This window comes from Curtobacterium phyllosphaerae, assembly GCF_049341865.1.
Lineage (GTDB): Bacteria > Actinomycetota > Actinomycetes > Actinomycetales > Microbacteriaceae > Curtobacterium > Curtobacterium phyllosphaerae.
This window is the reverse complement of record NZ_JBMPIU010000005.1, coordinates 348,180-370,394: the sequence shown is the minus strand read 5'-3', so window position 1 is coordinate 370,394 and position 22,215 is coordinate 348,180. Positions and strand designations below refer to the sequence as shown.

Here is a 22,215-nt window from a genome sequence, read left to right as displayed (position 1 = left end):
GGGGGCGGGACCATCCGGTCACACCGCCGCGTAGGCGACGATGCCGCGACGCACCGCATCGGCCGCGCGCCCGGCGGTCGACGCGATCGCCGGGTCGCCGGCGCCGCGGATCTGGTCGAGGAGGTCGATGACCTGCTTGGACCACCGGACGAAGTCGCCGGCAGCGAGGTCGAGCGTCCGGAGGACGTCGTCGAGCGCCGACCCCGACGCCCACCGGAACATGCCGAGCGCGATCCCGGGCGACGGCGGGAGCGACCCGGACAGTCGGGCATCCCGTTCGATGTCGTCGAGGCGCGACCAGATGTCGAGCGTCTGGTCGAGCGCCGGCCGGTACGCGCCACGGGGCAGCGCGTGCTGGGTGCCCGGGGCGTCTTCGCGGCGTGGCTCGTAGACGATGGTCGCAGCCATCGCCGCGAGCTGCGGGGCGGTGAGCTCGTTCCAGATCCCCGCCTCGAGGCACTCCGCGACGAGCAGGTCGCGGTCGCCGTAGATCCGCTGCAGACGACGGCCTCCGGCGGCGACACGGACCTCGCCCTGCCGCGACCCGATCGACTGCGAGCCGGGCCGCGGCTCCCCGTCGACGGCGTCCGCATCGGCCGGTGTGCGCGTCAGGTACCCGAGCTCGAGCAACACGTCGGTGACGCGGTCGAACACGATCGCGACGGCCCCGGTGCGGGAGCGGATCTGGTTCAGCAGCTTGTCCGTCGTGCGGGAGAGCCGGTACCAGCGTTCCGCCCAGCGCGCGTGCGTCTCGCGGTCCGGGCAGGCGTGGCAGGGGTGGCGCTGCATGCGGCGCCGGACGTCGGTGATCGCCTGCGTGCGCTCCTGCTTGGCGCCGTGCGACGCGCCCTTGCCGCCGGGGACGCTCGCGCCCTCGAGGTCGGAGAGCTCGCGGCGGAGTGCGGCGTACTCGGTGAAGTCGCCGAGGTGGCACTCCATCGACGCCCGGTAACCGTCGAGCGATTCCTGCTGCGACCGGGCCTTCCGTGCGAGGTCGACGACGGAACGGTCGGCCTGGAACTGCGCGAAGGAGGTCTCGAGGACCTCCCGGGTGCGCTCCCGCCCGAACTGCTCGATGAGGTTCACGGCCATGTTGTACGTCGGCTTGAACGCGGAGTTGAGCGGGTAGGTGCGCCGGGACGCGAGCGATGCGACCGCCTGTGGCTCGAGCCCGTCGACCCACTGGATGACCGAGTGCCCCTCGACGTCGATGCCACGGCGTCCGGCGCGGCCCGTCAGCTGGGTGTACTCCCCCGGGGTGATCGGGACGCGCGCTTCACCGTTGAACTTCTCGAGCTTCTCGAGCACCACGCTCCGCGCCGGCATGTTGATGCCGAGCGCGAGGGTCTCGGTGGCGAACACCACCTTGACGAGCTTGCGTTGGAAGAGGTCCTCGACGACCTCCTTGAACGCCGGCAGGAGCCCGGCATGGTGGGCAGCGACACCGCGCTCCAGGCCTTCGAGCCACTCCCAGTACCCGAGGACGGCGAGGTCTTCGTCGTGCAGCGTCCGGCAGTGGTACTCGGCCGTCTCCCGGATCTCGCGGCGTTCGTCGGCAGTCGTCAGGGACAGCCCGGAGCGGAGCACGTGGCGGACGCCCTGGTCGCAGCCGTTGCGGCTGAACACGAAGAAGATCGCCGGCAGCAGCATCCGGTCGTCGAGCATCTTGACGATGCCCTCGCGGTGCATCCGCTCCTGCCGCGGACCGCGGTTGTCCCAGGAGCCACGGCCACCGCGCCCGTTCCGACCACCGCGAGGGGCGCCGCGGCCGGCGTTCCGGCCGCTCGCACGGTTTGCGCCGCCGACGAGTCGGAGCAGCTCGGGGTTCACCCGGTTCGTCGCTGCGGCACCCGAGGAGTCGAAGAGGTCGACCATCTTCGAGCCGACGAGGACGTGCTGGTCGAGCGGCACCGGGCGGTCCTCGGACACGATGACGTCGGTGTCGCCGCGGACGGTCTGCAGCCAGTCGCCGAACTCCTCGGCGTTCGACACCGTGGCGCTCAGGGACACCAGGCGGACCTCGCTCGGCAGGTGGAGGATGACCTCCTCCCACACCGGACCGCGGAACCGGTCCGCGAGGAAGTGCACTTCGTCGAGCACGACGTACGCGAGGTCGTCGAGCAGGTCGGAGTCCGCGTACAGCATGTTCCGGAGCACCTCGGTCGTCATCACGACGACGCGGCCCTTCGGGTTGACGTTCGTGTCGCCGGTGAGCAGCCCGACCTCGGACTCGCCGTAGGCGTCGACCAGCTCGGCGTACTTCTGGTTGCTCAGTGCCTTCATCGGGGTCGTGTAGAACACCTTGGCGGTCGGCTGCCGCATCGCCATCCAGATCGCGAACTCGGCGACGACGGTCTTGCCGGCACCCGTCGGTGCGGCGACGAGGACGCTCCGGCCCTCGTCGAGCGCGAGACACGACGCCGTCTGGAACGGGTCGAGGTCGAACCGCAGGTCCTCGCGGAACAGCTCGAGGTTCCGCGAACGGGAACGGTTCTTCGCCGCTGCGAAGCGCGCGGCGGGGGTGAGTTCGGTGTCGGTCACGTCCGGGTCTCGTGCCTAGGCGCCGTACTCGGCGTCCATCGCCGCCTGGCGTCGGGCAACGCTACGGTCGTGCACCCACGCGACGGCGCAGGCACCGACGTACAGGACGGTCATCGGGATCGCGAGCAGGAACATCGACGCGACGTCGGCGGACGGCGTGACGATCGCCGTGAAGACCAGGATGCAGAGGATCGCGATGCGCCAGGCGCCGCGGAGGGCGGCGGCGGAGAGCACCCCGACGAAGTTGAGGAGCACCAGGAACACCGGGAGGACGAACGCGATGCCGACCGCCAGGATCAGCTTGATCGTGAAGTCGTAGTAGGCCTTGGCGTCGACGATCGAGGTGTCCTGGTGCGACACGAAGCTGCCGAGGATCCGGACGATGTGCGGCAGGACGTACCAGCCGAACCAGCAGCCGCCGAGGAACAGCGGGATGGCGGTGCCGAGGAACCCCACGACGTAGAGCTTCTCCTTGCGGACCAGGGCCGGGACGATGAACGCCCAGATCTGGTACAGCCACACCGGGCTCGAGATGACGAAGCCGATGGTGATCGCGATCTGCAGCCGGAGGTCGAACGCGCCGCTGATGACCGGGAAGTTCAGCTCCGCCGTGTGGCCGCCGCCGGCGTTCGCCAGCGCGGTGACCGGTGCCCGGAGCTCGTCGAGCACGAACGGGGTGAGGAACCACCCGCCCACGGCGCACACTGCGATCGCGATGACGGCGCGGAAGAGCCGTTTGCGCAGTTCGGTGAGGTGCTGCCCGAGCGACATCCGGCCTTCGGGGCCCTGTGCGGCGCCCTTGGGTCGTGGTCGGTCCTGGCGCCCGCGCGCGGTCGTCGAGGCCATGGTGCGATCCTACGTCACGCGTCCGACGACGCGGCCAGGGCGGCCAGCGCGAACTCGCGGACGGCCTCGCGGGCGGCCGGCGGGTCGAGGAGCACCGCGCGGCCCGGGAGTCCGGCGACGAGCCGCACCACGCCGTCGAAGGCGTCCCCGCTCCGCATCGAGGCGGCCAGGCGGATGCGCACCCGACCGGAGGCGTCGGGTTCGTCGGCGGTGTCCGCGAGGTAGTCGGCCACGAGCGGCAGCGACGACGAGTCCAGCTCGACGGTCACGATGACGTCGTCGGTCGACCGTTGGAACAGCGTGTCGGGCATGTCGACGTCCTCGACCCGGGTGGTGGCGGCCCGTTCGTCGACGCGGGGCGTGGACATCCGGTCGAGCCGGAACGTGCGGAGGGCGTCGCGGTCGAGGTCCCACGCCCGGAGGTACCAGTCCGCGTCGATCGACTCGACGCGGAGCGGGTCGACGCGCCGCTCCCCCGTCGGCGCCCGCGGACCGGCGTACTCGAAGCACAGCCCGCGTCCGGCCGCCATCGCGCGCCGGACGACCGACAGGGTGGCGTCGTGCTGGTCCTGGCCGACGGCGACGTTGTTCGCCGCACCGCCGGCCCCACGGGTGAGCTTGGCCATCAGCGCGTGGATCACCTCCGGGTCTCCCGCCTCGGGCAGGCCGGACAGGTACTGCAGACCGGCGATGAGCGCCGTCGCCTCGCGGGCGGAGAGCCGCGGGGAGTCGTCGATCGCCACGAGGTTCGTCAGCACGATCATGTCGTTCTGGTCGAAGTCGTCCCACGCGATGTCGAACAGGTCGCCGTGCTGGTACTGCATCGTCTCGCCCGGGATCCCGGACACCGCGATCAGCTCGACGGCACGGCGGATGCGGGTCGGCGGCACGGCGAAGTGCCGGGCGGCCTCGTCGACCGAGACCCGTTCCCGGTCGATGAGGTACGGCACGAGGGACAGCAGGAACGCGAGCTTGTCCTGGGCCTGCAGCGGCTGCTCAGCCATGCGCCGACTCCGTCCCGTCCTCGCCCGGCGCCGCCGGTGCGTCCGGTGCGTCCGGTGCGTCCGGTGTGGAAGGCGTGGCCGGGCCGTCCGCCGGACCGGAGGCGCGCTGCGGGCCCGCAGTGTCCCTCCGGTCCGTCGAGTGGTCGGCGACCAGGGCGCGGAGCCTCGCCGTGACGCGGTCGCGGAGGTCCGTCGGGGCGACGACCGAGAGCTCCGGTCCGAAGGCCGCGAGCTCCTCGGCGAGGATCTGCGGGTCGACGTAGTGCAGGACCAGCCGCCCCCGGTCGTCGGTGGTGGTGTCGCGACGACGCGCAAGGCGCCGAGCGGCGTCCGAGCCGGTCACGACGGCGATCGTCGCGGTGCGCTCGGCCCACACCCGGTCGAGTTCGGCGAGTGCGGTCGCACCGGCGTCCGCGGGCGGTTCGTGCTCGCCGACCTGGAACGTCGTGACCGGGCCGACGATGCGCGACAGCAGGTAGTTCTTCGTCCCGCCGGTCGCCATCTCGAACGCGGCGAGCATCCACCGGCCGCCGTGCTGCACGAGCGCGAGGGGGGCGAGCTGCCGGGTGCGGGCCTCGTGCTGGCCCGGGGTGATGTAGTCGAAGCGGACCGCGGCGTGCCGGTCGAGGGCGTTCCGGAGCGGTTCGAAGGCCGCGTCCCGCGCCCGGAGTCGGGGGGCGTAGGCCTCCACCGCGCGGCTGTCGGCGGCCGGGTCGTCGGTGCGCTCGACGACGTCGCCGGCGGTGGCGCCGACGGACCGGATCTTGAGGAGCGCGCGACGGGAGTCCGCGGAGAGCGCGCCCTCGCGCCACGCCATCGCGGCGAGCGAGAGCAGCGCCGACTCGTCCGGGGTGAACCGGACGTCCTCGGGGAGGTCGTACTCGCCCTTCGGGATCCGGTAGCGGAGCGTCTGGTTGTTGCCGGACGACCCCGGGGTCTCGATGGTCTCGAGCGGGATGCCGAGCTCGCGGACGTCGTCCTTGTCGCGCTCGAACTGGCGCTCGAGCGAGGCGTTGTCACCGCCCGTCGCGTACCGCTGGCGGTAGCCCTGCACGTTCGCCAGGATCTCCGACTTCGTCAGCCCGGTCTCCGTGGAGAGCAGTGCGAGCACGAGGCTGAACAGCCGTTCCTCCGCCGGGACGCGGGGAACTCGAGTCGCTGGCACAGGCCCGATCCTACGGCAGTTCCGGAGGGTGCTCGGCTCAGCGGGGCATCGTGCCCAGCACGTCGAACACGTACGCGTACGTGGTCCCCTGCTGGGTGATGATCGCGAGGACCTGGTCGCCGACCTGGGTGCCGACGAGCGCTCCGGTGATGGCCGACGAGATCTGTCCGCCCTTGGCGAGCGGCACCGTCACGGACCCCGAACCGTCGGTCCAGCTCGACCCGGCCACCGTCGAGTTCGCGCCCCAGTTCACAGCGGTGTACTTGACGACGGCCGTGTCCGCCCGGGTGAGCTCGCGGCCGGAGCCCTTGCGGAGCAGGTGGGTGGAGTCCTGCTTCGGTGCGGCGGTCGACGGCACGGTGATGCCCGGCGCACCGTTCGGCGCCAGGACGACGGCCGGCATGTCGTCCGGACCGATGAGCGGGTGGCCGGTGGCGCGGGACGCGAAGCCGTCGACGACGTCCGCGACGATGACGGCCGCGTCCTGCTGTCGCCCGGACGTCGAGGACCCGCTCTGCAACGCCTGCTTCGTGATGACGATCGAGAGGCGGTCGCCGACCCGAGCGCACTCGAGCGCCTTGCCGAGCGCGCCGGCGTTCTTCGACCCGACCGTGACCGGCGCGGTGGTGCCGGAGTACCCGCTCGTCTGGACGGACTTGCCGGTGGCGCCGTCGTAGACGCTGTACTCGATCACCGCGGGCGAGCCGTCGGTCAGCACACGCCCGCCCCCCTGCTCGAGCACCGAGACCTGGGTCCGGTTCGTCGTGAGGGGCGACGGGACCGACACCTTCGGCTTGCTGCCGAGCTTGCCGGACGCGCTCACGGCCTCCGAGGCGGCACCGGGGGTGGGGGCGACGCAACCGCCCGCGGACGCCGACCCCGACGCGCACGCGGTGAGTGACGCCACGAGACCGACGGTGACCAGGAGTGCGGGGATGGTTCGCACGGACCCTCTCTTCTACTGGGTGTTGCCACGGGGCGTCTGCGCACGGACGCTCCGGAAAGCCTAGCGGGACTCGTCCGGCGTCTCGTCCGCTTCGGCCCCGGCGACCCTGCGAGCCTGTGCAGCGGCCTGGCGCGCGACCTTCCGGAGCTTCTTGTCGCTCGTGGCGCGGTCGCCCACGGCGCCGGGGGTCCAGATCTCGACGTCCTCGTCGGCGAACTCGGCCTTGGTGCGACGGCGCTTGAGGTTCGGGAGCACCGAACCGTCCGCCAGGCGACGTGCGGTGACGAGGAACCCGGTGTGTCCGACCATGCGGTGGTCCGGTCGCACGGCGAGGCCCTCGACGTGCCAGCCGCGCACCAGGGTCTCGCTCGGGTCGGGGTCGGTGTAGCGGCCGGTGTCGCGGATCGCCTCGCAGACGCGGGACAGCTGCGTGACGGTGGCGACGTAGCAGACGACGAGTCCGCCTGGCATCAGCGCGTCCGCGGCGACGTCGACGCATTCCCATGGTGCGAGCATGTCGAGCACGACACGGTCGACACTGCCCGGCTCGGCTGCGGTCGGCAGCGTCTCGACGAGGTCGCCCACGGTGACCGACCAGTTCTCCGGGTTGCCGCCGAGGAACGTCGCGACGTTCGCGCGCGCGATGTCGGCGAACTCGTCGCGGCGCTCGAACGACTGGAGGAACCCCTGCGGGCCGATCGCCCGGAGCAGGAACAGGGACAGCGCGCCGGACCCGACCCCGGCCTCCACGACGCGGGCACCGGGGAAGACGTCCGCGAACGCGATGATCTGGGCGGCGTCCTTCGGGTAGACGATCGCCGCGCCGCGGGGCATCGACATGACGTAGTCGTTGAGCAGCGGACGGAGCGCGAGGTACTCGTCCCCCGTCGTCGCCGTGACGATCGAGCCGTCGGACCGTCCGATGACGTCGTCGTGCCGGAGGACGCCGCGGTGGGTGTGGTACTCGCCGCCCGGGAGGAGCGACAGCGTGACGAGCTTGCCCTTCGGGCCGGTGAGCTGGACGCGGTCGCCCGCACGGAACGGGCCACGGAGCGGAGCACCGGCGTGCGCGGCGGTCCCGACGTCGTCGAGTCCGGTCATCGTGCCACCGCCAGGGCGGCCAGGGCGTCGACGTCGATGCCGGCGAGGGAGCGCAGGTGGACGTCGCCGGGCGCGCCGTCGAGCGGGACGACGTGCTCGACGCCAACGGTGAACGCGCCCGATGCCGCGGCGGCGGCCAGCCCGGTCGGCGAGTCCTCGATCGCGATGCAGTCCTCGGGGGCGACACCGAGCTGGGCGGCGGCGGCGAGGTAGGCCTCCGGGTGCGGCTTGGCGTGCTCGACGTCGTCACCGGCGACGACGACCCGGAAGCCTCGCGCACCGAGCGCGTCGGCCGCGGAGAGCGCCATCCGGCGGCGGGACATCGTCACGAGGGCCGTCGGGACGCCGCGATCATGCAGTTCCTCGACGAGCTCGCGGGCACCGGGGCGCCAGGGCATCTCGTCCGACATGTGCTCGAGGACGTAGGTCGTCATCCACTGGATGATGTCCTCGACCTCCATGTCGACACCGTGCTCGCGGAGGATCTCGCCGGACCGCTCCAGGCCGCTGCCGACGAGGGCCATGCCGTCCTCGTGGGTCCAGTGGGCTCCGTGCTGCGCGGTGAGCTCGACCTGCGACGCCTGCCAGATCGGCTCCGTGTCGACGAGGGTGCCGTCCATGTCCCAGAGCACGGCCGCGGGCAGCCGCTGTGCACCGCGGGCGTCGGACGCTGGGGCTGGGGCGGACACGGGTGCCGGCGGTTGCGAAGTCACGGGCGTCGAGTCTACCCGGCACCACGGGGTCCTATTGTGGTCTCGACGACCGCGGGGTTCCGCGGTCGTGCGTCCGACCGGAAGGCCCCCTCCGTGCCACAGCATTCCCCCTTCGACGACGGCCGACTGCTCGTCGTCGCGTTCGAGGGCTGGAACGACGCGGGCGAGGCCGCGAGCGGACTCGCGCGGCGGATCGTCGAGGCCCTCGACCTGGTCGAGCTCCGGGAACTCGACGGGGAGCGCTACGTCGACTTCCAGTTCAACCGCCCGAACGTCGGCTCCGACGACGACGGGGTGCGCGGCATCCAGTGGCCGCGGATCGTCCTGCACGGTCCGGCCGCGGGGACGACCGGCGCGGCCCCGACGCTCAGTGCGACCGGTGGCACGACGAACCGCGAGGTCTACGTGCTCGTCGGGCCGGAGCCGTCCCGGACGTGGCGGGGGTTCACCGCCGAGGTCATCGACCTGGTGGACGTGCACGCGATCGACGCGGTGGTCTTCGTCGGCGCGATGCTCGCCGACGTCCCGCACACCCGTCCGATCTCGGTGTTCGTCTCGAGCGAGAACGCCTCGGTCCGGACCGCGTTCGAGGTCGACCGCTCCTCGTACGAGGGCCCGGTCGGGATCCTCAGCGTCCTGTCCGACGCCATGGAGCGCGCGGGACTCCCGACGCTGTCGCTCTGGGCCTCGGTCCCGCACTACGTCCACAACGCGCCCTCACCGAAGGCGACCCTCGCACTGCTCGACAAGATCGAGGAGCTCACCGACGTCACGGTCCCCCGGGGCACCCTCCTCGACGACGCCTCGTCGTGGGAGGAGGGCATCGACGCCCTCGCCGCGGACGACGAGGACATGGCCGGGTACATCACGCAGCTCGAGCAGGCGCGCGACACGGTCGACTCGCCCGAGGCCAGCGGTGAGGCGATCGCCCAGGAGTTCGAGCAGTACCTGCGGAAGCGGGACGGCAAGGACGGCAAGGACGGTCAGCCGGGCCCCGCGGGCGACGGCCCCTGGCGTCCGCCGTCCGCCTAGCGCCCCGGCTCGCGTCAGCAACGCCTCCCGTCCGGCGACGGTCTGGAGGCGCGACCCGCGTCACGGACGCCGGCTGCGGTCAGCCGGTGCGGACGCCGGCTGCGGTCAGCCGGTGCGGACGCCGAGCAGCGCGTCCACCAGGTCCACGACGGCCGGCGTGCAGTGCTCCCCCGCCGCGATCGCGGTGTCGACCGCGGCGATCGCACCCGGGGTGTCGAGGTCGTCGGCGACCCGCTCCCGGATGCGGGCGAGGGTCGCGTCGCTCTCGTCGTCCTCGTCGACGGGTGCGTCCGCCACCGCCGCCCACGCGTCCCAGGCGGCGAGACGGAGCACGGCGCTCGACAGCTCCGAGTCGAACCACTCCCAGTCGTCGGAGTACCGGTGCGACAGCAGCGCCAGCCGGATCGCCCGTGGATCCGCGCCGCCGTCGAGGAGGCCGCGGACCGTCACGAGGTTCCCGAGGGACTTCGAGATCTTCGTGCCCTGGTAGGCGATCATCCCGGTGTGCACGTACCCGTTCGCGAGCGGGGCGTGGGCCAGTGCCGCGGTGTGTCCGGCGCTCATCTCGTGGTGCGGGAACACGAGGTCGCTCCCGCCGCCCTGCACGCTGATCGGCGCGCCGAGGCGGTCCCCGGCGATGACGCTGCACTCGATGTGCCAGCCGGGACGCCCGGCGCCGAGGACCGTGTCCCAGCTCGGCTCGTCGGCGCGGGCGGCGCGCCAGAGGAGGGGGTCGAGCGGGTCGCGCTTGCCGACGCGGTCCGGGTCGCCGCCGCGCTCGGCGGACAGCGCGAGCATCGTCGCGCGGTCGAGGCGGCTCTCGTCGCCGAGCGTCCAGTGGTCCGTCGCCCGCTGGACGTCGAAGTAGACGTCGTCCCCGGCGGCGCTGTCCGGTGTCGGGACCCGGTAGCCGTGCCCGTTCCGCTCGAGGTACGCGACGGCCTCGGCGATCCGCTCGACCTCGTCCGTCACCGCGACGTACGAGTCCGGCGGGATGATCCGGAGCGCCGCCATGTCGCGACGGAACAGCTCGATCTGCGACGCCGCGAGGTCCCGCCAGTCGACACCGGTCGCGGCCGCGCGCTCGAGGAGCGGGTCGTCGACGTCCGTGGCGTTCTGGGCGTACTCGACGTCGAGCCCGGCGTCCCGCCACACGCGCCCGAGCGTGTCGAACGCCAGGTAGGTCGCGGCATGCCCGAGGTGAGTGGCGTCGTAGGGCGTGATGCCGCAGACGTAGAGCGTCGCGCGGTCCTCCCCCGCCGTCGGGTCGATCGGGTGCCCGGAGGCGGTGTCGTGAACGCGTGCGCGGGGTGCGGTGCCGGGGACGTCCGGGACAGTCGGCGTGGGCCAGGACCTCATACGGACACCACCCCGAGCGACAGCAGCACGATGAGCACGATGCCGAGCAGGACCCGGTAGACGACGAACGGCATGAAGCTCCGCTTCGAGATGTAGTTCATGAACGCGGCGATGACGACGAACCCGACGACGAACGCCACCACGGTCGCGGCTCCGGTCTCGGCGAGCGAGAACACTGGGCGCGGGTCGTCGAGGCTCGTGACGAGCTCGAACAGGCCGGAGACGAAGACCGCGGGGACGGCGAGCAGGAACGCGAACCGGCTCGCGGCTTCGCGGGTGTAGCCGAGCGCCATGCCCATGCTCACCGTCGCACCGGACCGGGAGACGCCGGGCACGAGCGCGAGCACCTGCGCGACGCCGACCGCGATCCCGCTGCCGAAGGTCATCTGGTCGATGCGGAGTTCCTTGCGGCCGAGGCGGTCGACCACCCCGAGCACGACGCCGAACACGATGAGGACCGTCGCGACGATCCAGAGCGAGCGGAACGTCGTGGTGATCGCGTCCTGCAGCAGGAACCCGACGATGCCGATCGGCACCGTGCCGATGATGACGAGCCAGCCGAGACGCGCATCGGGGTCGTCGCGGGGCACGCCGGTCGCGCTCCTCGGTCGGAGGGACCGGAACCACCGCCCGACGATCCTGGTGATGTCGCGTAAGAAGTAGATCAGGACCGCGGTCTCGGTCCCGAGCTGGGTGATGGCGGTGAAGGCCGCACCCGGGTCCCGTGCATCGGGCAGGAACAGGCCGACGATGCGCAGGTGGGCGCTCGAGGAGACGGGCAGGAACTCGGTGAGCCCCTGGACGAGGCCGAGGAACAGTGCTTCGAGGAAGTGCATCGGACCGTTCTCGTCAGTAGCGCGCCAGGAGGTCCGCGAGGACCTTCCGGCCGAACGCGAGCGACGACAGCGGCACACGCTCGTCGACGCCGTGGAACATCGCCGGGAAGTCGATGTCGGGCGGCAGCTGCAGCGGGACGAACCCGTAGCCGGCGATGCCGATCGTGGACAGGGCCTTGTTGTCCGTCCCGCCGGAGAGCAGGTACGGGAGCACCGGTGCGCCCGGGTCGTGTCGGCCGAGGACGTCGGTGACGGCGTCGACGAGCGGCCCGGAGAAGTCCGTCTCGAGTCCGATGTCCTGGTGCGTCATGGTGAGTTCGACGTCGGCCCCGGCGAGTTCGCGGAGCTCGGCGAGCACCGCGTCCTCGTCCCCGGGCAGACACCGGACGTCGATGAACGCCTCCGCCGAGTCGGGGACCACGTTGTGCTTGTAGCCGGCGGGGAGCATCGTCGGGTTCGCCGTGGTGTGCAGCGCCGCGTGGATGAACCGCGACGCCGACCCGGTGGCCATCGCGATCTCGTCCGGACCGGTCCGTTCCGGGTCGACACCGAGGAAGCGGGCGATCTCGGTGACCATGGCCTCGGTCGTGTCGGACAGGCGCACCGGCCACTCCTGGCTGCCGATCCGCGCCACGGCCTTCGCGACCTTCGTGACGGCGTTGTCGCGGAGCACGTGCGAGCCGTGGCCCGCGGTGCCCGTGGCGGCGACCCGGATCCACATCAGGGCCTTCTCGCCGGTCTGGAGGAGGTACGCCCGGCGGTCGCCGAGGGTGATCGAGTACCCGCCGACCTCGCTGATCGCCTCGGTCGCACCGGCGAAGACCTCGGGGTGGTTCGTCACGACGTGGTGGGACCCGAGGATGCCGCCGGCCTCCTCGTCGGCGAAGAACGCGATCACCAGGTCGCGTTCCGGGGCGCCCTGTGCCGCGATGACGTCGGCCAGGGACGTCAGCATCATCGCGTCCATGTTCTTCATGTCGACGGCGCCGCGGCCCCACAACAGGCCGTCTCGGACCTCGCCGCCGAAGGGGTCGACCGTCCAGTTCGCCGGGTCGGCCGGGACGACGTCGGTGTGGCCGTGCACGACGAGCGCCGGCTTGTCCGGGTTCCGGCCCTCGACCCGCGCGACGACGCTCACCCGGCCCGGCTCGGACTCGAACAGCTGCGGCGCGAGCCCGAGGTCGCGGAGCTTCGCTTCGACGTACGCCGCCGCGTCGGCCTCGCCGTTGGACCGCCCCTCGCCGAAGTTCGTGGTGTCGAACCGGATGAGGTCCCGAGCGATCGCGGCGGTGGCCTCGAGATCGGGGTCTGGTGCGACCTGCGGGGGGAGCTCGGACGTCATGGGGACAACGCTACCGGGCCGGAACCGACCGGCGCGCCCGGGATGTCCGACGGTGGACGATGCACCTCGGGAACCGTGCTAATGTCATTCCTCGGCAGCCGCGCCGGAGCAACTCCAGGTCGGCCGCCGGATGCAGTTCTCCGGGAATGATGCCGTTCTCCGGGGATGCAGACACCCTGTCCGGGTGGCGGAAATGGTAGACGCGCTAGCTTGAGGTGCTAGTGCCCGTATTAGGGCGTGGGGGTTCAAGTCCCCCCTCGGACACGAACGTGATGGCCACTCCTCCGGGAGTGGCCATTTTCGTTGTGCTCGTTCGGCCTGCCCGCTGCGATGAGTGAGCAGGAATCGTCGGGTCGGGGATTTCCGGGCGACGATTCCTGCTCACTCGCGGGCGGGGGCCGCCGGGCTACTTGCCGAGGTCGGTCAGGAACCGCTTCGTGAAGGCCAGCGCCGCGTTCGACGTCGAGCTGCACGTCGGCGACGCCGTCGTCTGGGCGCACGGCGTGTCGCGGTCGAGCGACCAGAAGTGCACCCCGGCGAGCTTGTTCGCCGCCGCGAACGATGACACGGTGTCGACGTCGGCGAGCGTGAACACGTTGCTCGACACGTCGTTCACGCCGACCATCGGGGTGATCTCGATCTTCGAGTACGGCGTGCCGTAGGTGTGCTGCAGGTTCTTCGCGGCCTGGACGCTCGAGGCACCCATGTCGCACGCACCGTTCGCCACGACGCACACCGACGAGGACGCCCCGCCGAAGTCCATCGTCATCAGGTTGATCGTGTAGTTCGACAGCGACGAGGCCTTGATCGCCTTGACGACCGTGTCACCGGTGGAGTTCAGCCCGCCGTACGAGCCGTCGGAGGCGGCCAGCGTGGCGAGGGTGAACGAGAACCGGAGCTTCGGGTACGTGGTCTGCGCCGCGGCCGCCGCGTTCACGAGCGACGAGATGTCGGAGGCGGTCTGCCCGGTCTCGATGTCGAAGTCGACCCCGACGAGGTGCGGCGAGGAGTACCGCGCGATGAAGCTGTCGAGCGCTGCGCCAGACCCGCACGTGAACGACCCCGCTGCACCACCGGTGGACACGACGTAGTCGAGGCCGGCGGCGTCGAGCGCGGGGACGTTGGCCTTCGCGAACGCGTCACCGGCCACGCCGCCCCAGTTCTCGCTGCCGCACGTGCCGGTCGCGAACGCCAGGGAGATCGCGCCGAGGTTCGGCACCTTCGACGCGACGAGGCTGTTCGAGCCGCCGACGACCGGGATCGTCGACCCGGTGATCGCGGTCTGGATGACGTTCGTGTTCCAGTTGAGGCTCGTCGTGATGTCCTTGTACGGGCTGAAGAGCGTGCCGGTCGCAGCACCGGTGCCGGTCCCGCCGCCGGTCCCTCCGCCTCCTGTGCTCCCGCCGCCGGTCCCCCCGCCGCCGGTCCCGCCGCCCCCGGTGCTCCCGCCGGAACAGCTCCCCGCGGACGTCCACGGCTGGCCGCTCCCGCTCGCACCGGCGTGCGTGGCCGGGTCGTCGCCCTGGGTCCACCAGTTCGCGGTGTAGTTCGTCCCGTTCTCGCTCGCGGTGGCGCCGCCGGTGTACGCGGTCGTCGCGTTCCACGGCGTGGCGCAGGCGGTCGTCGTCGCGGCGGTTGCCGGGGCGCCCGCGATGAGCGACGTGCCGATGACGGCACCGGCGATCGACGCGAACACGCCGATCCTGGTCATTGTCGTGCGTGGTGAGATGCTCACAGCAGATCCTCCAGATCGAGGTCCGAGCACCGTTGCCCGGACCGGGTCGCTATTCCGCAACCTTCTTGAGTATTTCTACCTCGCACCGCGGCTCCGCACCTGTCGGCATTTCACCGGACCATTCCGAAGATCCGTACCCCACCGGTACCAACCGGTGCACGAACGGACGGGAGGCGCGGTGCCAACCGGCACCACGCCTCCCGTCCGCAGGTGGTCGCGACTGCGACGTCAGCTCTTCGCCGCCTCCTCGAAGGCGCGCCGCGGGTTCGTCTCCTTGATGAGCGACGTCGAGTCGCGACCCGAGACGGCCCCCGTCACCCAGCCGAGGACGATCCGGACCTTGCGGTTCAGGGTCGGCATCGCGTACACGTGGTACGAGCGGTGCGCGAGCCACGCCAGCAGGTTCGTCATCTTGACGCCCTTGATGTTCGCCGCGCCCTTCCCGACGCCGTAGGACGCGACGGTGCCGATCGACACGTGCCGGTACTCCTCGATCGGACCGCCGGTGATCGTGGCGACGATGTTGTCCGCGACGGTCACGGCCTGGCGGACCGCGTTCTGGGCGTTCGGCGGGTAGTACGCCGGCTGCTTCTCGGCCGTCAGGTCCGGGACCTGCGCGACGTCGCCGAGTCCCCAGACGCCCGGGACGACCTCGTGGGTGTCCTCGTCCTCGACCTGGAGCTTGGCGTTCGCAGCGAGGTGCCCCTTCGGTCCACGGGGCAGGTCCGTGGCGTCGAGGAGCGGGTTCGGCTTGACGCCGGCGGTCCAGACGATCAGTCCGGCGGCGAACTCGTCGCCGTCGCTCAGCTTCACGACCCCGCCCTCACAGCTCGGCATCGTGGTCTTCAGCCGGACGTCGATGCCGCGGGCGCGGAGCGACTCGAGGGTCCACTTCGACAGCTCCGGCCCGACCTCGGGAGCGACGCGGTCGAGCGCGTCGATGAGGACCCAGCGAGGCTGCTCGCCCGCGAGGGACGGGTAGGACGCGATGGCAGCGTGCGACACGTCGAACAGTTCGCCGATCGCCTCGACGCCGGTGTACCCGCCACCGATGAAGATGCTCGTCAGCAGACGCCGACGCTCCTCCTCGTCGCGGGTGGCCGCGGCCTTGGCGATGTTGTCGAGCAACTTCGACCGGACGTAGGCGGCCTCCTCGACCGTCTTGAACCCGACCGCGTGCTCCTCGAGTCCGGGGGTCTTGAACACGCGCGTGACGGACCCGAGCGCGACGACGAGCTGATCGTACCCGAGGGTCCGGTCGTCGCCGCCCGCGGTCGACACCGCGACGGTCCGCGCCGCGGAGTCGACGCCGGTGACCTTGCCCTGGATGACACGGGTCTTCCGGAGCGCCTTCCGGAGCTCGACCGTGACGTCCTGCGGTGCGATGTGTCCGCCTGCCACCTCCGGCAGGAACGGGAGGTAGGTGAAGTACGTGTTCGCGTCGACGAGCGTGATGCGCATCGGGACGGTCGTGGCGCGCTTCTGGAGGTGGAGCACCGTGGAGTAACCGGCGGAACCGCCGCCGAGCACGAGGACGTGGGGAATCGAGTCTGCCATTCGTCCGGTCTACCCGTGATCGGCAGCAGCCGTCACCTTTTCCGGCTGAGTCTCCACCAAGCGGCCTCCGCGAGCTCCGCCGAGGTGTGGACGCCGTGGTGCGTGCGCCGGCTCTCGACCAACGAGAAGCGTCGGAGCCGGTAGCCGCCGCCGAACCGGTCGATGATGGCCACCGGGGAGGACTCGGCGTCGCGCCGGACGAACCAGGTGGTGTCGTCCACGGGCTCGATCACGGCGTCAGCCGAGGCACGGCCGTGCCCGGACGGCGCGTCACCGACGTCCGCCGATGCGGGAACGGAGCACGTCGATGCGCTTCTGGATCTGCTCGGTGCTCGCCTGCGCGACGGCCGGTCCCCCGCTGATGCGGCGGAGCTCCGCGTGGATCGACCCGTGTGGTTCGTTCGCGTGCCGGGACCAGATCGACACGAGCCGGTGCAGCTCGCTCCGCTGCTCCTTGATCGTCAGGTACAGCGGCCGCTCCGGTTCCGGGGCCGTCGGGTGGCCGTCCTTGACCGCGCGACCGCCCGCCCGGCCGCGCTTGGCCTGGGTCGCCTGCCGCTGGCGGAGGAGGTCACGGACCTGGTCGGGCTCCAGCAGGCCCGGGATGCCGATGAAGTCGAGTTCCTCGAGGGAACCGATCTCACCGCCGTCGCCGTACTCGCCGCCGTCGTAGAGCACCCGGTCGAACGACGCCTGCGAGTCGAGCGCCTCGAAGGGCTGGAGGTCCAGGAGCGAGTCGGACGCCTTCTGGTCGCGGTTGGCGTCGGCGACCAGGGCGTCCTCTGGGGCGTACAGGCCGTCGTCGGTGTCCTTCGGCCGGTCGAGGGCGTGGTCCCGCTCCAGCTCGAGGCTCGCCGCGAGGGCCATCAGCCCGGGGACGCTCGGCAGGAAGACCGAGGCGGTCTCGCCGCGGCGCCGCGCGCGGACGAACCGCCCGATCACCTGGGCGAAGAAGAGGGGGGTGCTCGCGCTCGTCGCGTAGACCCCGACGCACAGACGCGGGACGTCGACGCCCTCGGAGACCATCCGGACGGCCACCATCCACCGCGAGTCGTCCGCCGCGAACGCGCCGATTCGGCTCGACCCAGCGGCCTCGTCCGAGAGGACGACCGTCGGCCGCTCCCCGGTGATCTGCTGCAGGATGCGGGCGTAGGCACGCGCGGTCGTCGTGTCGGTCGCGATCACGAGGCCGCCCGCGTCCGGCACGCCACGGCGCACCTCGGTCAGCCGGGTGTCGGCCGCGCGGAGCACCGCGGTCATCCACTCGCCGTCCGGGGCGAGCGCGGTGCGCCAGGCCTGCGCCGTGATGTCCTTCGTCACCTGCTCGCCGAGCGAGGCGGACATCTCGTCGCCCATCCGGGTCTTCCACCGCATCTGCCCGGCGTACGCCATGAACAGCACCGGACGGACGACGCCGTCCGCGAGCGCCCGGCCGTAGCCGTAGTTGTAGTCCGAGATCGACGTCCGGATGCCCTGGTCGTCCGGTGCGTACTGCACGAACGGGATCGGCGCGGTGTCGGACCGGAACGGCGTCCCGCTGAGCGACAGCCGTCGGGTGGCGCGGACGAACGCCTCGCGGATGCCGTCACCCCAGGTCAGGGCGTCGCCGCCGTGGTGGACCTCGTCGAGGATCACGAGCGTCCGACCGCCCTCGGTGATCCGGCGGTGCACCTCCGGGTTCATCCCGACCTGCGCGTACGTGATCGCGACGCCCTGGTAGTGCCGGCCGAACGTCCCGTCCCCGTTCTTGAACATCGGGTCGAGCCGGATGCCGACCCGGTCGGCGGCGTCCGCCCACTGGCGCTTGAGGTGCTCGGTCGGTGCGACGACGGTGATGCGGTCGATGGTGTTCCGCGCGAGGAGTTCCGTCGCCAGTCGGAGCGCGAACGTCGTCTTGCCGGCGCCGGGTGTGGCGGCGGCGAGGAAGTCCCTGGGCTCGGTCTCGAAGTACTTCGTGAGGGCCTCGACCTGCCAGGCGCGGAGTTTCGACGCGGTGCCCCACGCGGCGCGGTCGGGGAACGCGGGGGTCAGGTGGAGGGCGGCCGCGTTCCCGGCGACCTCGGCCTCGGCCGCGGCCTCGGCCCGGTCCCGCACGGCGGCGGCGTCGGCCCGGTCCCGCACGGCGGACTGCTCCTGGCCGTCCCCGGACAGCGTCCCCTGGGCCACATCGGGACGCTCCGCCCCGTTCCACTCCGCTGCACTCACTGGACGGGATCCTACCCGCTCCGAGGTCACGACCCGCCGTCCTGGCGGGCGTGCGGCACCCGCGGCGCGTCCGGGTCGGAGCCGGGCGCCGGGGTCCCTCGGGCGTCGTGGCCAGCGCGTCCCCGCACCAGCGAGGCCGGCCGGAGCACCCCGGCACCGAAGCGCGCGACGACGGCGTCGACCGTGGTCTCGGTCTCCCGCCACGGCGCGTCGTCGTCCCAGAGCGCGTTGCTCCCGCCGGCCGGGACGAGGTTCTCCCCGCGGACCCCGACGAGCCGGATCCGGTTGCCCGGGCGGTGCAGGACGTCGTACAGCTCGACGCTCTCCTTGTGGATGCGCCGGGCGACGTCGGTCGGCTCGGCGAGGGTCCGCGATCGGGTGAGCGTGGTGAAGTCCGTGTACCGCACCTTGATCGCGATCGTCCGGGCCTGGACCCGGGCGGCGCGCATGCGGACGGCGACCTTCTCGGCGAGACGGAGGAGCTCCCGGGCGAGTTCGTCGCGGTCGGTGACGTCGACGGCGAACGTGACCTCGTGGCCGACGGACTTCTCGCTCGACCCGGTCTCGACACTCCGCGGGTCGCGCCCCCACGCGAGCTCGAACAGCTTGGCGCCGCCCGCCGGTCCGAGCGCGCTGACGAGCGACTCGACGGGGGTGTGTGCGAGGTCGCCGATGGTCCGGATGCCGCGCCGCTCGAGGGTCTCCTGGGTCTTCCCGCCGACACCCCAGAGTCCGGACACCGGCTGCGGGTGGAGGAACGCGACGGTGTCGGCGGCCGGCACGACGAGCAGTCCGTCTGGTTTGGCGCGACTCGACGCCAGTTTGGCGACGAACTTGGTGGCAGCGGCGCCGACGGAGCAGTGCAGTCCGGTCTCGGCGAGGACCGTCTGCCGGATCAGCCGGCCGACGTTCCACGGCGTGCCGTGCATCCGGAGCGCACCCGCGACGTCGAGGAACGCCTCGTCGATCCCGAGTCGTTCCACCACCGGCGTGAAGCGGTCGAAGACCTCCATCACGGCGCGGGACTTGGCCGTGTACTTCTCGAAGTGGGGTTCGACGATCACCGCGTGCGGGCACCGACGTCGTGCGATGGCCATCGGCATCGCGGAGTTGATGCCGTACTTGCGGGCCTCGTAGGTCGCGGCGGTGACGACGGAACGGTCCGAGTCGTGCCCGACGATGACCGGGCGGCCGACGAGGTCCGGGCGGTCGAGGAGTTCCACGGACGCGAAGAAGGCGTCCATGTCGACGTGCAGCACGGTCGCGGTGCGGTCGTCGACCGGTGCGTCCGTGACGAGCCGGGTGCTGCCGTCCTGCTTGCTCACCGCGCTCCTTCCGCCATCAGGAAATCCTGACACGCTCCACCGACAACGACCGCTCAGCCCTCCCGCGATCCGAGTCGGCGCTCGACGCGCGCCGCGGCCCGCCGTGCCCGCGCCGTGGGGGCCGACGCAGCCGAGACCGACCCCGTCACCGGCAGGCCCGCACGCTCCGCCAGCATCGCGAGGGCATCGTCGATGCGCCCGAGCGTGACGATGCGGTTGCGCACCCAGTCGTGCTCCCGTGCGTCCGACGTCAGCGCGTCGACGGCGTCGAGCTGCTCGCTCGACCGGACCCATGCGTCGTCTGCGTGCCCTGGCGCCCCGCGGCGGGTCGTGACCGCACCGCTCAGCGCGTCGATCGACGACGCGAGGGTCGCCGCCGCGTCCGCGAGGCCCCGCTCGACCGCCTCCGGGACCGGTCCGACGGGGTCGGACGCGCCAGCGAGCTCCCGCGCGGACTCCGCCACCGCCCGGAGCGACGCCCGGGTCCGTGCGTCGCTCCGGGCACCGCCACCGGTCGGGAACCGCACCATGGGCTTCATGACCGCGTCGAGCTGGTAGGTCGCCGCGTCGAGCGCGCGAGACCGGGACCGCAACGCGTCGGCCGGCGGACGGGAGGCGCTGGCCGGCTCCGACGGCCCGTGTCCCGCTCCGACGCCACCGGCCTCGAGCACGAACGAGCGCGCGACCGCGAGCTGACGGCGGACCGCGCTCCGGATCATCGCCCCGGTCGCGACCGGGAACACCAGGACGCTCACGAGGATCGCGACGGCGGCACCGAGCAGGTTCTCGGCGAGCCGGAGCGGGATGAGCGCGTCCGAGAAGCTCCCGGACCAGGCGTAGACCTGACACAGCACGATGACCAGGCACGTCACCCAGACCGAGTAGACGCCGCCGAACCCGTACATCCCGATCGCGAGCGCGAACACCACGAGCACGATGCTGATCGCCGGGTGGGACGTCCCGAGGAGGTCGACGAGCCCGATGCCGACGACGCCGCCGAGCACCGTTCCGAGGCCGCGGTGCAGGCCCTTGCGGATGCGGTCGCCGGTCGTGTTGGTCCCGGCGAGGACGATCATCGCGCCGATCACGCCCCAGTAGAAGCGCTGGCCGCTGAGCAGCAGGGCGAGCGGTTCGACGAGCGCCACGGCGACGGCGGCCTGCAGGCCCGTCCGGAGCGACGCCGTGATGTGCACGCGCTTCCAGGGTCCCCGGAGGCCGCCGGTGGCGAGCGTGTCGTCGAGGACGGGGACGGCACCCTCCGGGCGACCACCGGTCAGGACCACCGGCGTCTCGAAGGGCACGCCGTCCGGGTCGCGGGGCAGGTCGTCGCGGAGGCGACGCCACCGGGCACCGGCGTCGGTGAGGTCGGCGAGCTGGAGGGCGACCCGGTCGACCACGTGCGCCGTGGTCGACGTGACGGCGGAGGACGACGGCGTGACCGCGGCCCGGGCGACGAGGGTCCGGGCGGCGTCCTCGCCCCGCACCCCGCCGCCCTCGACCACGGTCGCGACGGCCTGGCGGACGAGTGCGCGCACGTCGGCGGGGGCTCCGGTCGTGACGAGCGTCTCGGCGCTCCGGGCGATGCCGTCGACGGCGAGGTGCGTGTCGAAGAGCAGCCGGTGCAGGCCCGCGGCCGCATCGCCGACCCGGCCGGATCCGTCCGCGGCGAGGCGGCCGTCCGCGGTCAGTGCCACCTCCTGCAGACGGTCGGTCCGGCGCCGGAGCCGTCGGAGCGCGCGACGGGCGGCCCGCGTCTCGGCCCCGGCCCCTTCCGGGACGGTCCGCAGCAGGTCCTCGGCGCCCCGCAGCACGAGGCTCGACCAGCCGAGGAACGCGCGGCGGGTCCGGAGCAGCGACCGGTAGGGGTCGGGCCGGAACCCGACGGCCCGGACGACGATCGTCGCGGCCAGGGACCCGGCGACGATCAGCGCGAGCCCCTCGACGCTCGTCTCCGGCAGTGGCGTGAGGAGCCCGAGCAGGTACCCCGAGAACAGCACGATGGCCGCGTCGTTCGCCCACCGTCCCCACCCCGCGGCGGCGAACTGCAGGAACAGCACGACGACGATGAGCGCGAGCTCGAGCAGTCGGAACCGGTGCAGCGCGATGCTGCAGGAGAGCGCGGCGACGAACGGCACGACGAGCACGGCCGTGCGCGCCGACACCCGCCGGGTCGTGGCGTCGGCGACGACGAGGCAGCTGATGAACGCGGGCATGGCGCCGATCAGCAGACCGAGGATGCCGGGGAGTCCGACCTGCCGGGCGACGAGGTACCCGACGCCCATGCCGGCCGGAACGGCGAACAGCGTGCGGAGCGCGACCATCGTCTTCGCGAGACCGACGTCGAGCATGAGCACGCGGTCCTCCAGGCGCGCGGTGCGCGTCCGGAGCCGGGGTGGCCGAGGGTGCGCGGTCGGGTCGTGCGCAGTCGTCGTCGTCACCGGTGGTCGGTCCTCGCTCTCGTCCTGCCCGCGCCCTCGTCGTGCTCCGATGGTACCGGATCGGAACGAA

The 22,215-nt window shown here is 72.1% G+C and carries 17 protein-coding genes and 1 tRNA gene; 2 read left to right on the top strand and 16 right to left on the bottom strand.

Annotated features, from left to right (window positions below; translation table 11 throughout):
- Nucleotides 1–18: 18 nt before the first annotated feature.
- Genes ACO0E0_RS11685 through ACO0E0_RS11655 form a run of 7 tightly spaced genes read right to left on the bottom strand, consistent with a single transcriptional unit; the run spans nucleotide 19 to nucleotide 8,316 of the window.
- Entirely contained in the window at nucleotides 19–2,541 is a 2,523-nt protein-coding gene (locus ACO0E0_RS11685) for a DEAD/DEAH box helicase (RefSeq protein ID WP_422871577.1), read from the bottom strand.
- Between the two features lie 15 nt (nucleotides 2,542–2,556).
- Nucleotides 2,557–3,387 (bottom strand): twin-arginine translocase subunit TatC, encoded by an 831-nt coding sequence (gene tatC / locus ACO0E0_RS11680; RefSeq protein ID WP_422871576.1) that lies wholly within the window; start codon nucleotides 3,385–3,387, stop codon nucleotides 2,557–2,559.
- A gap of 14 nt (nucleotides 3,388–3,401) precedes the next feature.
- Nucleotides 3,402–4,391 (bottom strand): helix-turn-helix transcriptional regulator, encoded by a 990-nt coding sequence (locus ACO0E0_RS11675; RefSeq protein ID WP_422871575.1) that lies wholly within the window; start codon nucleotides 4,389–4,391, stop codon nucleotides 3,402–3,404.
- Entirely contained in the window at nucleotides 4,384–5,556 is a 1,173-nt protein-coding gene (locus ACO0E0_RS11670; RefSeq protein WP_422871574.1) for a helix-turn-helix transcriptional regulator, read from the bottom strand. Before ACO0E0_RS11670 ends, ACO0E0_RS11675 begins: the two co-directional genes overlap by 8 nt.
- Nucleotides 5,557–5,593: 37 nt before the next feature.
- Nucleotides 5,594–6,502, bottom strand: a complete 909-nt coding sequence (locus tag ACO0E0_RS11665; protein ID WP_422871573.1) for an FKBP-type peptidyl-prolyl cis-trans isomerase — start codon at nucleotides 6,500–6,502, stop codon at nucleotides 5,594–5,596.
- 60 nt (nucleotides 6,503–6,562) lie between these two features.
- Entirely contained in the window at nucleotides 6,563–7,603 is a 1,041-nt protein-coding gene (locus ACO0E0_RS11660; protein WP_422871572.1) for a tRNA (adenine-N1)-methyltransferase, read from the bottom strand.
- Complete coding sequence (locus tag ACO0E0_RS11655) at nucleotides 7,600–8,316, bottom strand: HAD family hydrolase (protein ID WP_422871571.1); 717 nt, start codon at nucleotides 8,314–8,316, stop codon at nucleotides 7,600–7,602. The genes ACO0E0_RS11660 and ACO0E0_RS11655 overlap by 4 nt, the downstream gene beginning before the upstream one ends.
- A 93-nt stretch (nucleotides 8,317–8,409) precedes the next feature.
- On the opposite strand from ACO0E0_RS11655, the gene ACO0E0_RS11650 reads away from it, so the two are divergent.
- The gene (locus ACO0E0_RS11650; protein WP_422871570.1) at nucleotides 8,410–9,348 is read left to right on the top strand and encodes a proteasome assembly chaperone family protein; all 939 of its coding nucleotides are present in this window, start codon (nucleotides 8,410–8,412) and stop codon (nucleotides 9,346–9,348) included.
- Nucleotides 9,349–9,453: 105 nt separating this feature from the next.
- Here ACO0E0_RS11650 and mshC read toward each other — a convergent pair whose 3' ends face one another.
- From mshC to ACO0E0_RS11635, 3 genes are read right to left on the bottom strand one after another with little or no spacing between them, the layout of a single operon-like run.
- On the bottom strand, nucleotides 9,454–10,707 hold the full coding sequence (mshC, locus tag ACO0E0_RS11645; protein WP_422871569.1) for a cysteine--1-D-myo-inosityl 2-amino-2-deoxy-alpha-D-glucopyranoside ligase: 1,254 nt from the start codon (nucleotides 10,705–10,707) through the stop codon (nucleotides 9,454–9,456).
- Nucleotides 10,704–11,543, bottom strand: a complete 840-nt coding sequence (locus ACO0E0_RS11640) for an undecaprenyl-diphosphate phosphatase (RefSeq protein WP_422871568.1) — start codon at nucleotides 11,541–11,543, stop codon at nucleotides 10,704–10,706. Before ACO0E0_RS11640 ends, mshC begins: the two co-directional genes overlap by 4 nt.
- Nucleotides 11,544–11,556: 13 nt before the next feature.
- The gene (locus ACO0E0_RS11635; RefSeq protein ID WP_422871567.1) at nucleotides 11,557–12,885 is read right to left on the bottom strand and encodes a M20/M25/M40 family metallo-hydrolase; all 1,329 of its coding nucleotides are present in this window, start codon (nucleotides 12,883–12,885) and stop codon (nucleotides 11,557–11,559) included.
- 178 nt (nucleotides 12,886–13,063) lie between these two features.
- Here ACO0E0_RS11635 and ACO0E0_RS11630 point away from each other — a divergent pair.
- Nucleotides 13,064–13,149: transfer RNA gene (locus ACO0E0_RS11630), tRNA-Leu, on the top strand.
- A 142-nt stretch (nucleotides 13,150–13,291) separates the two neighbouring features.
- Here ACO0E0_RS11630 and ACO0E0_RS11625 read toward each other — a convergent pair.
- From ACO0E0_RS11625 to ACO0E0_RS11600, 6 genes are all read right to left on the bottom strand, one after another.
- Nucleotides 13,292–14,620 carry a carbohydrate-binding protein gene (locus ACO0E0_RS11625; RefSeq protein ID WP_422871566.1) on the bottom strand — a complete coding sequence of 443 codons (1,329 nt, stop codon included), beginning with the start codon at nucleotides 14,618–14,620 and terminating at the stop codon, nucleotides 13,292–13,294.
- 228 nt (nucleotides 14,621–14,848) lie between these two features.
- Entirely contained in the window at nucleotides 14,849–16,177 is a 1,329-nt protein-coding gene (locus ACO0E0_RS11620; protein WP_422871565.1) for an NAD(P)/FAD-dependent oxidoreductase, read from the bottom strand.
- 32 nt (nucleotides 16,178–16,209) lie between these two features.
- Nucleotides 16,210–16,410, bottom strand: coding sequence for a hypothetical protein (locus ACO0E0_RS11615; protein WP_422871564.1), 201 nt, complete (start codon nucleotides 16,408–16,410; stop codon nucleotides 16,210–16,212).
- Between the two features lie 37 nt (nucleotides 16,411–16,447).
- Nucleotides 16,448–18,271, bottom strand: coding sequence for a DEAD/DEAH box helicase (locus tag ACO0E0_RS11610; protein WP_422871624.1), 1,824 nt, complete (start codon nucleotides 18,269–18,271; stop codon nucleotides 16,448–16,450).
- Nucleotides 18,272–18,408: 137 nt separating this feature from the next.
- Entirely contained in the window at nucleotides 18,409–19,707 is a 1,299-nt protein-coding gene (gene dinB / locus ACO0E0_RS11605; protein ID WP_422871563.1) for a DNA polymerase IV, read from the bottom strand.
- 53 nt (nucleotides 19,708–19,760) lie between these two features.
- The gene (locus ACO0E0_RS11600) at nucleotides 19,761–22,145 is read right to left on the bottom strand and encodes an FUSC family protein (protein WP_422871562.1); all 2,385 of its coding nucleotides are present in this window, start codon (nucleotides 22,143–22,145) and stop codon (nucleotides 19,761–19,763) included.
- Between the last annotated feature and the right edge of the window lie 70 nt (nucleotides 22,146–22,215).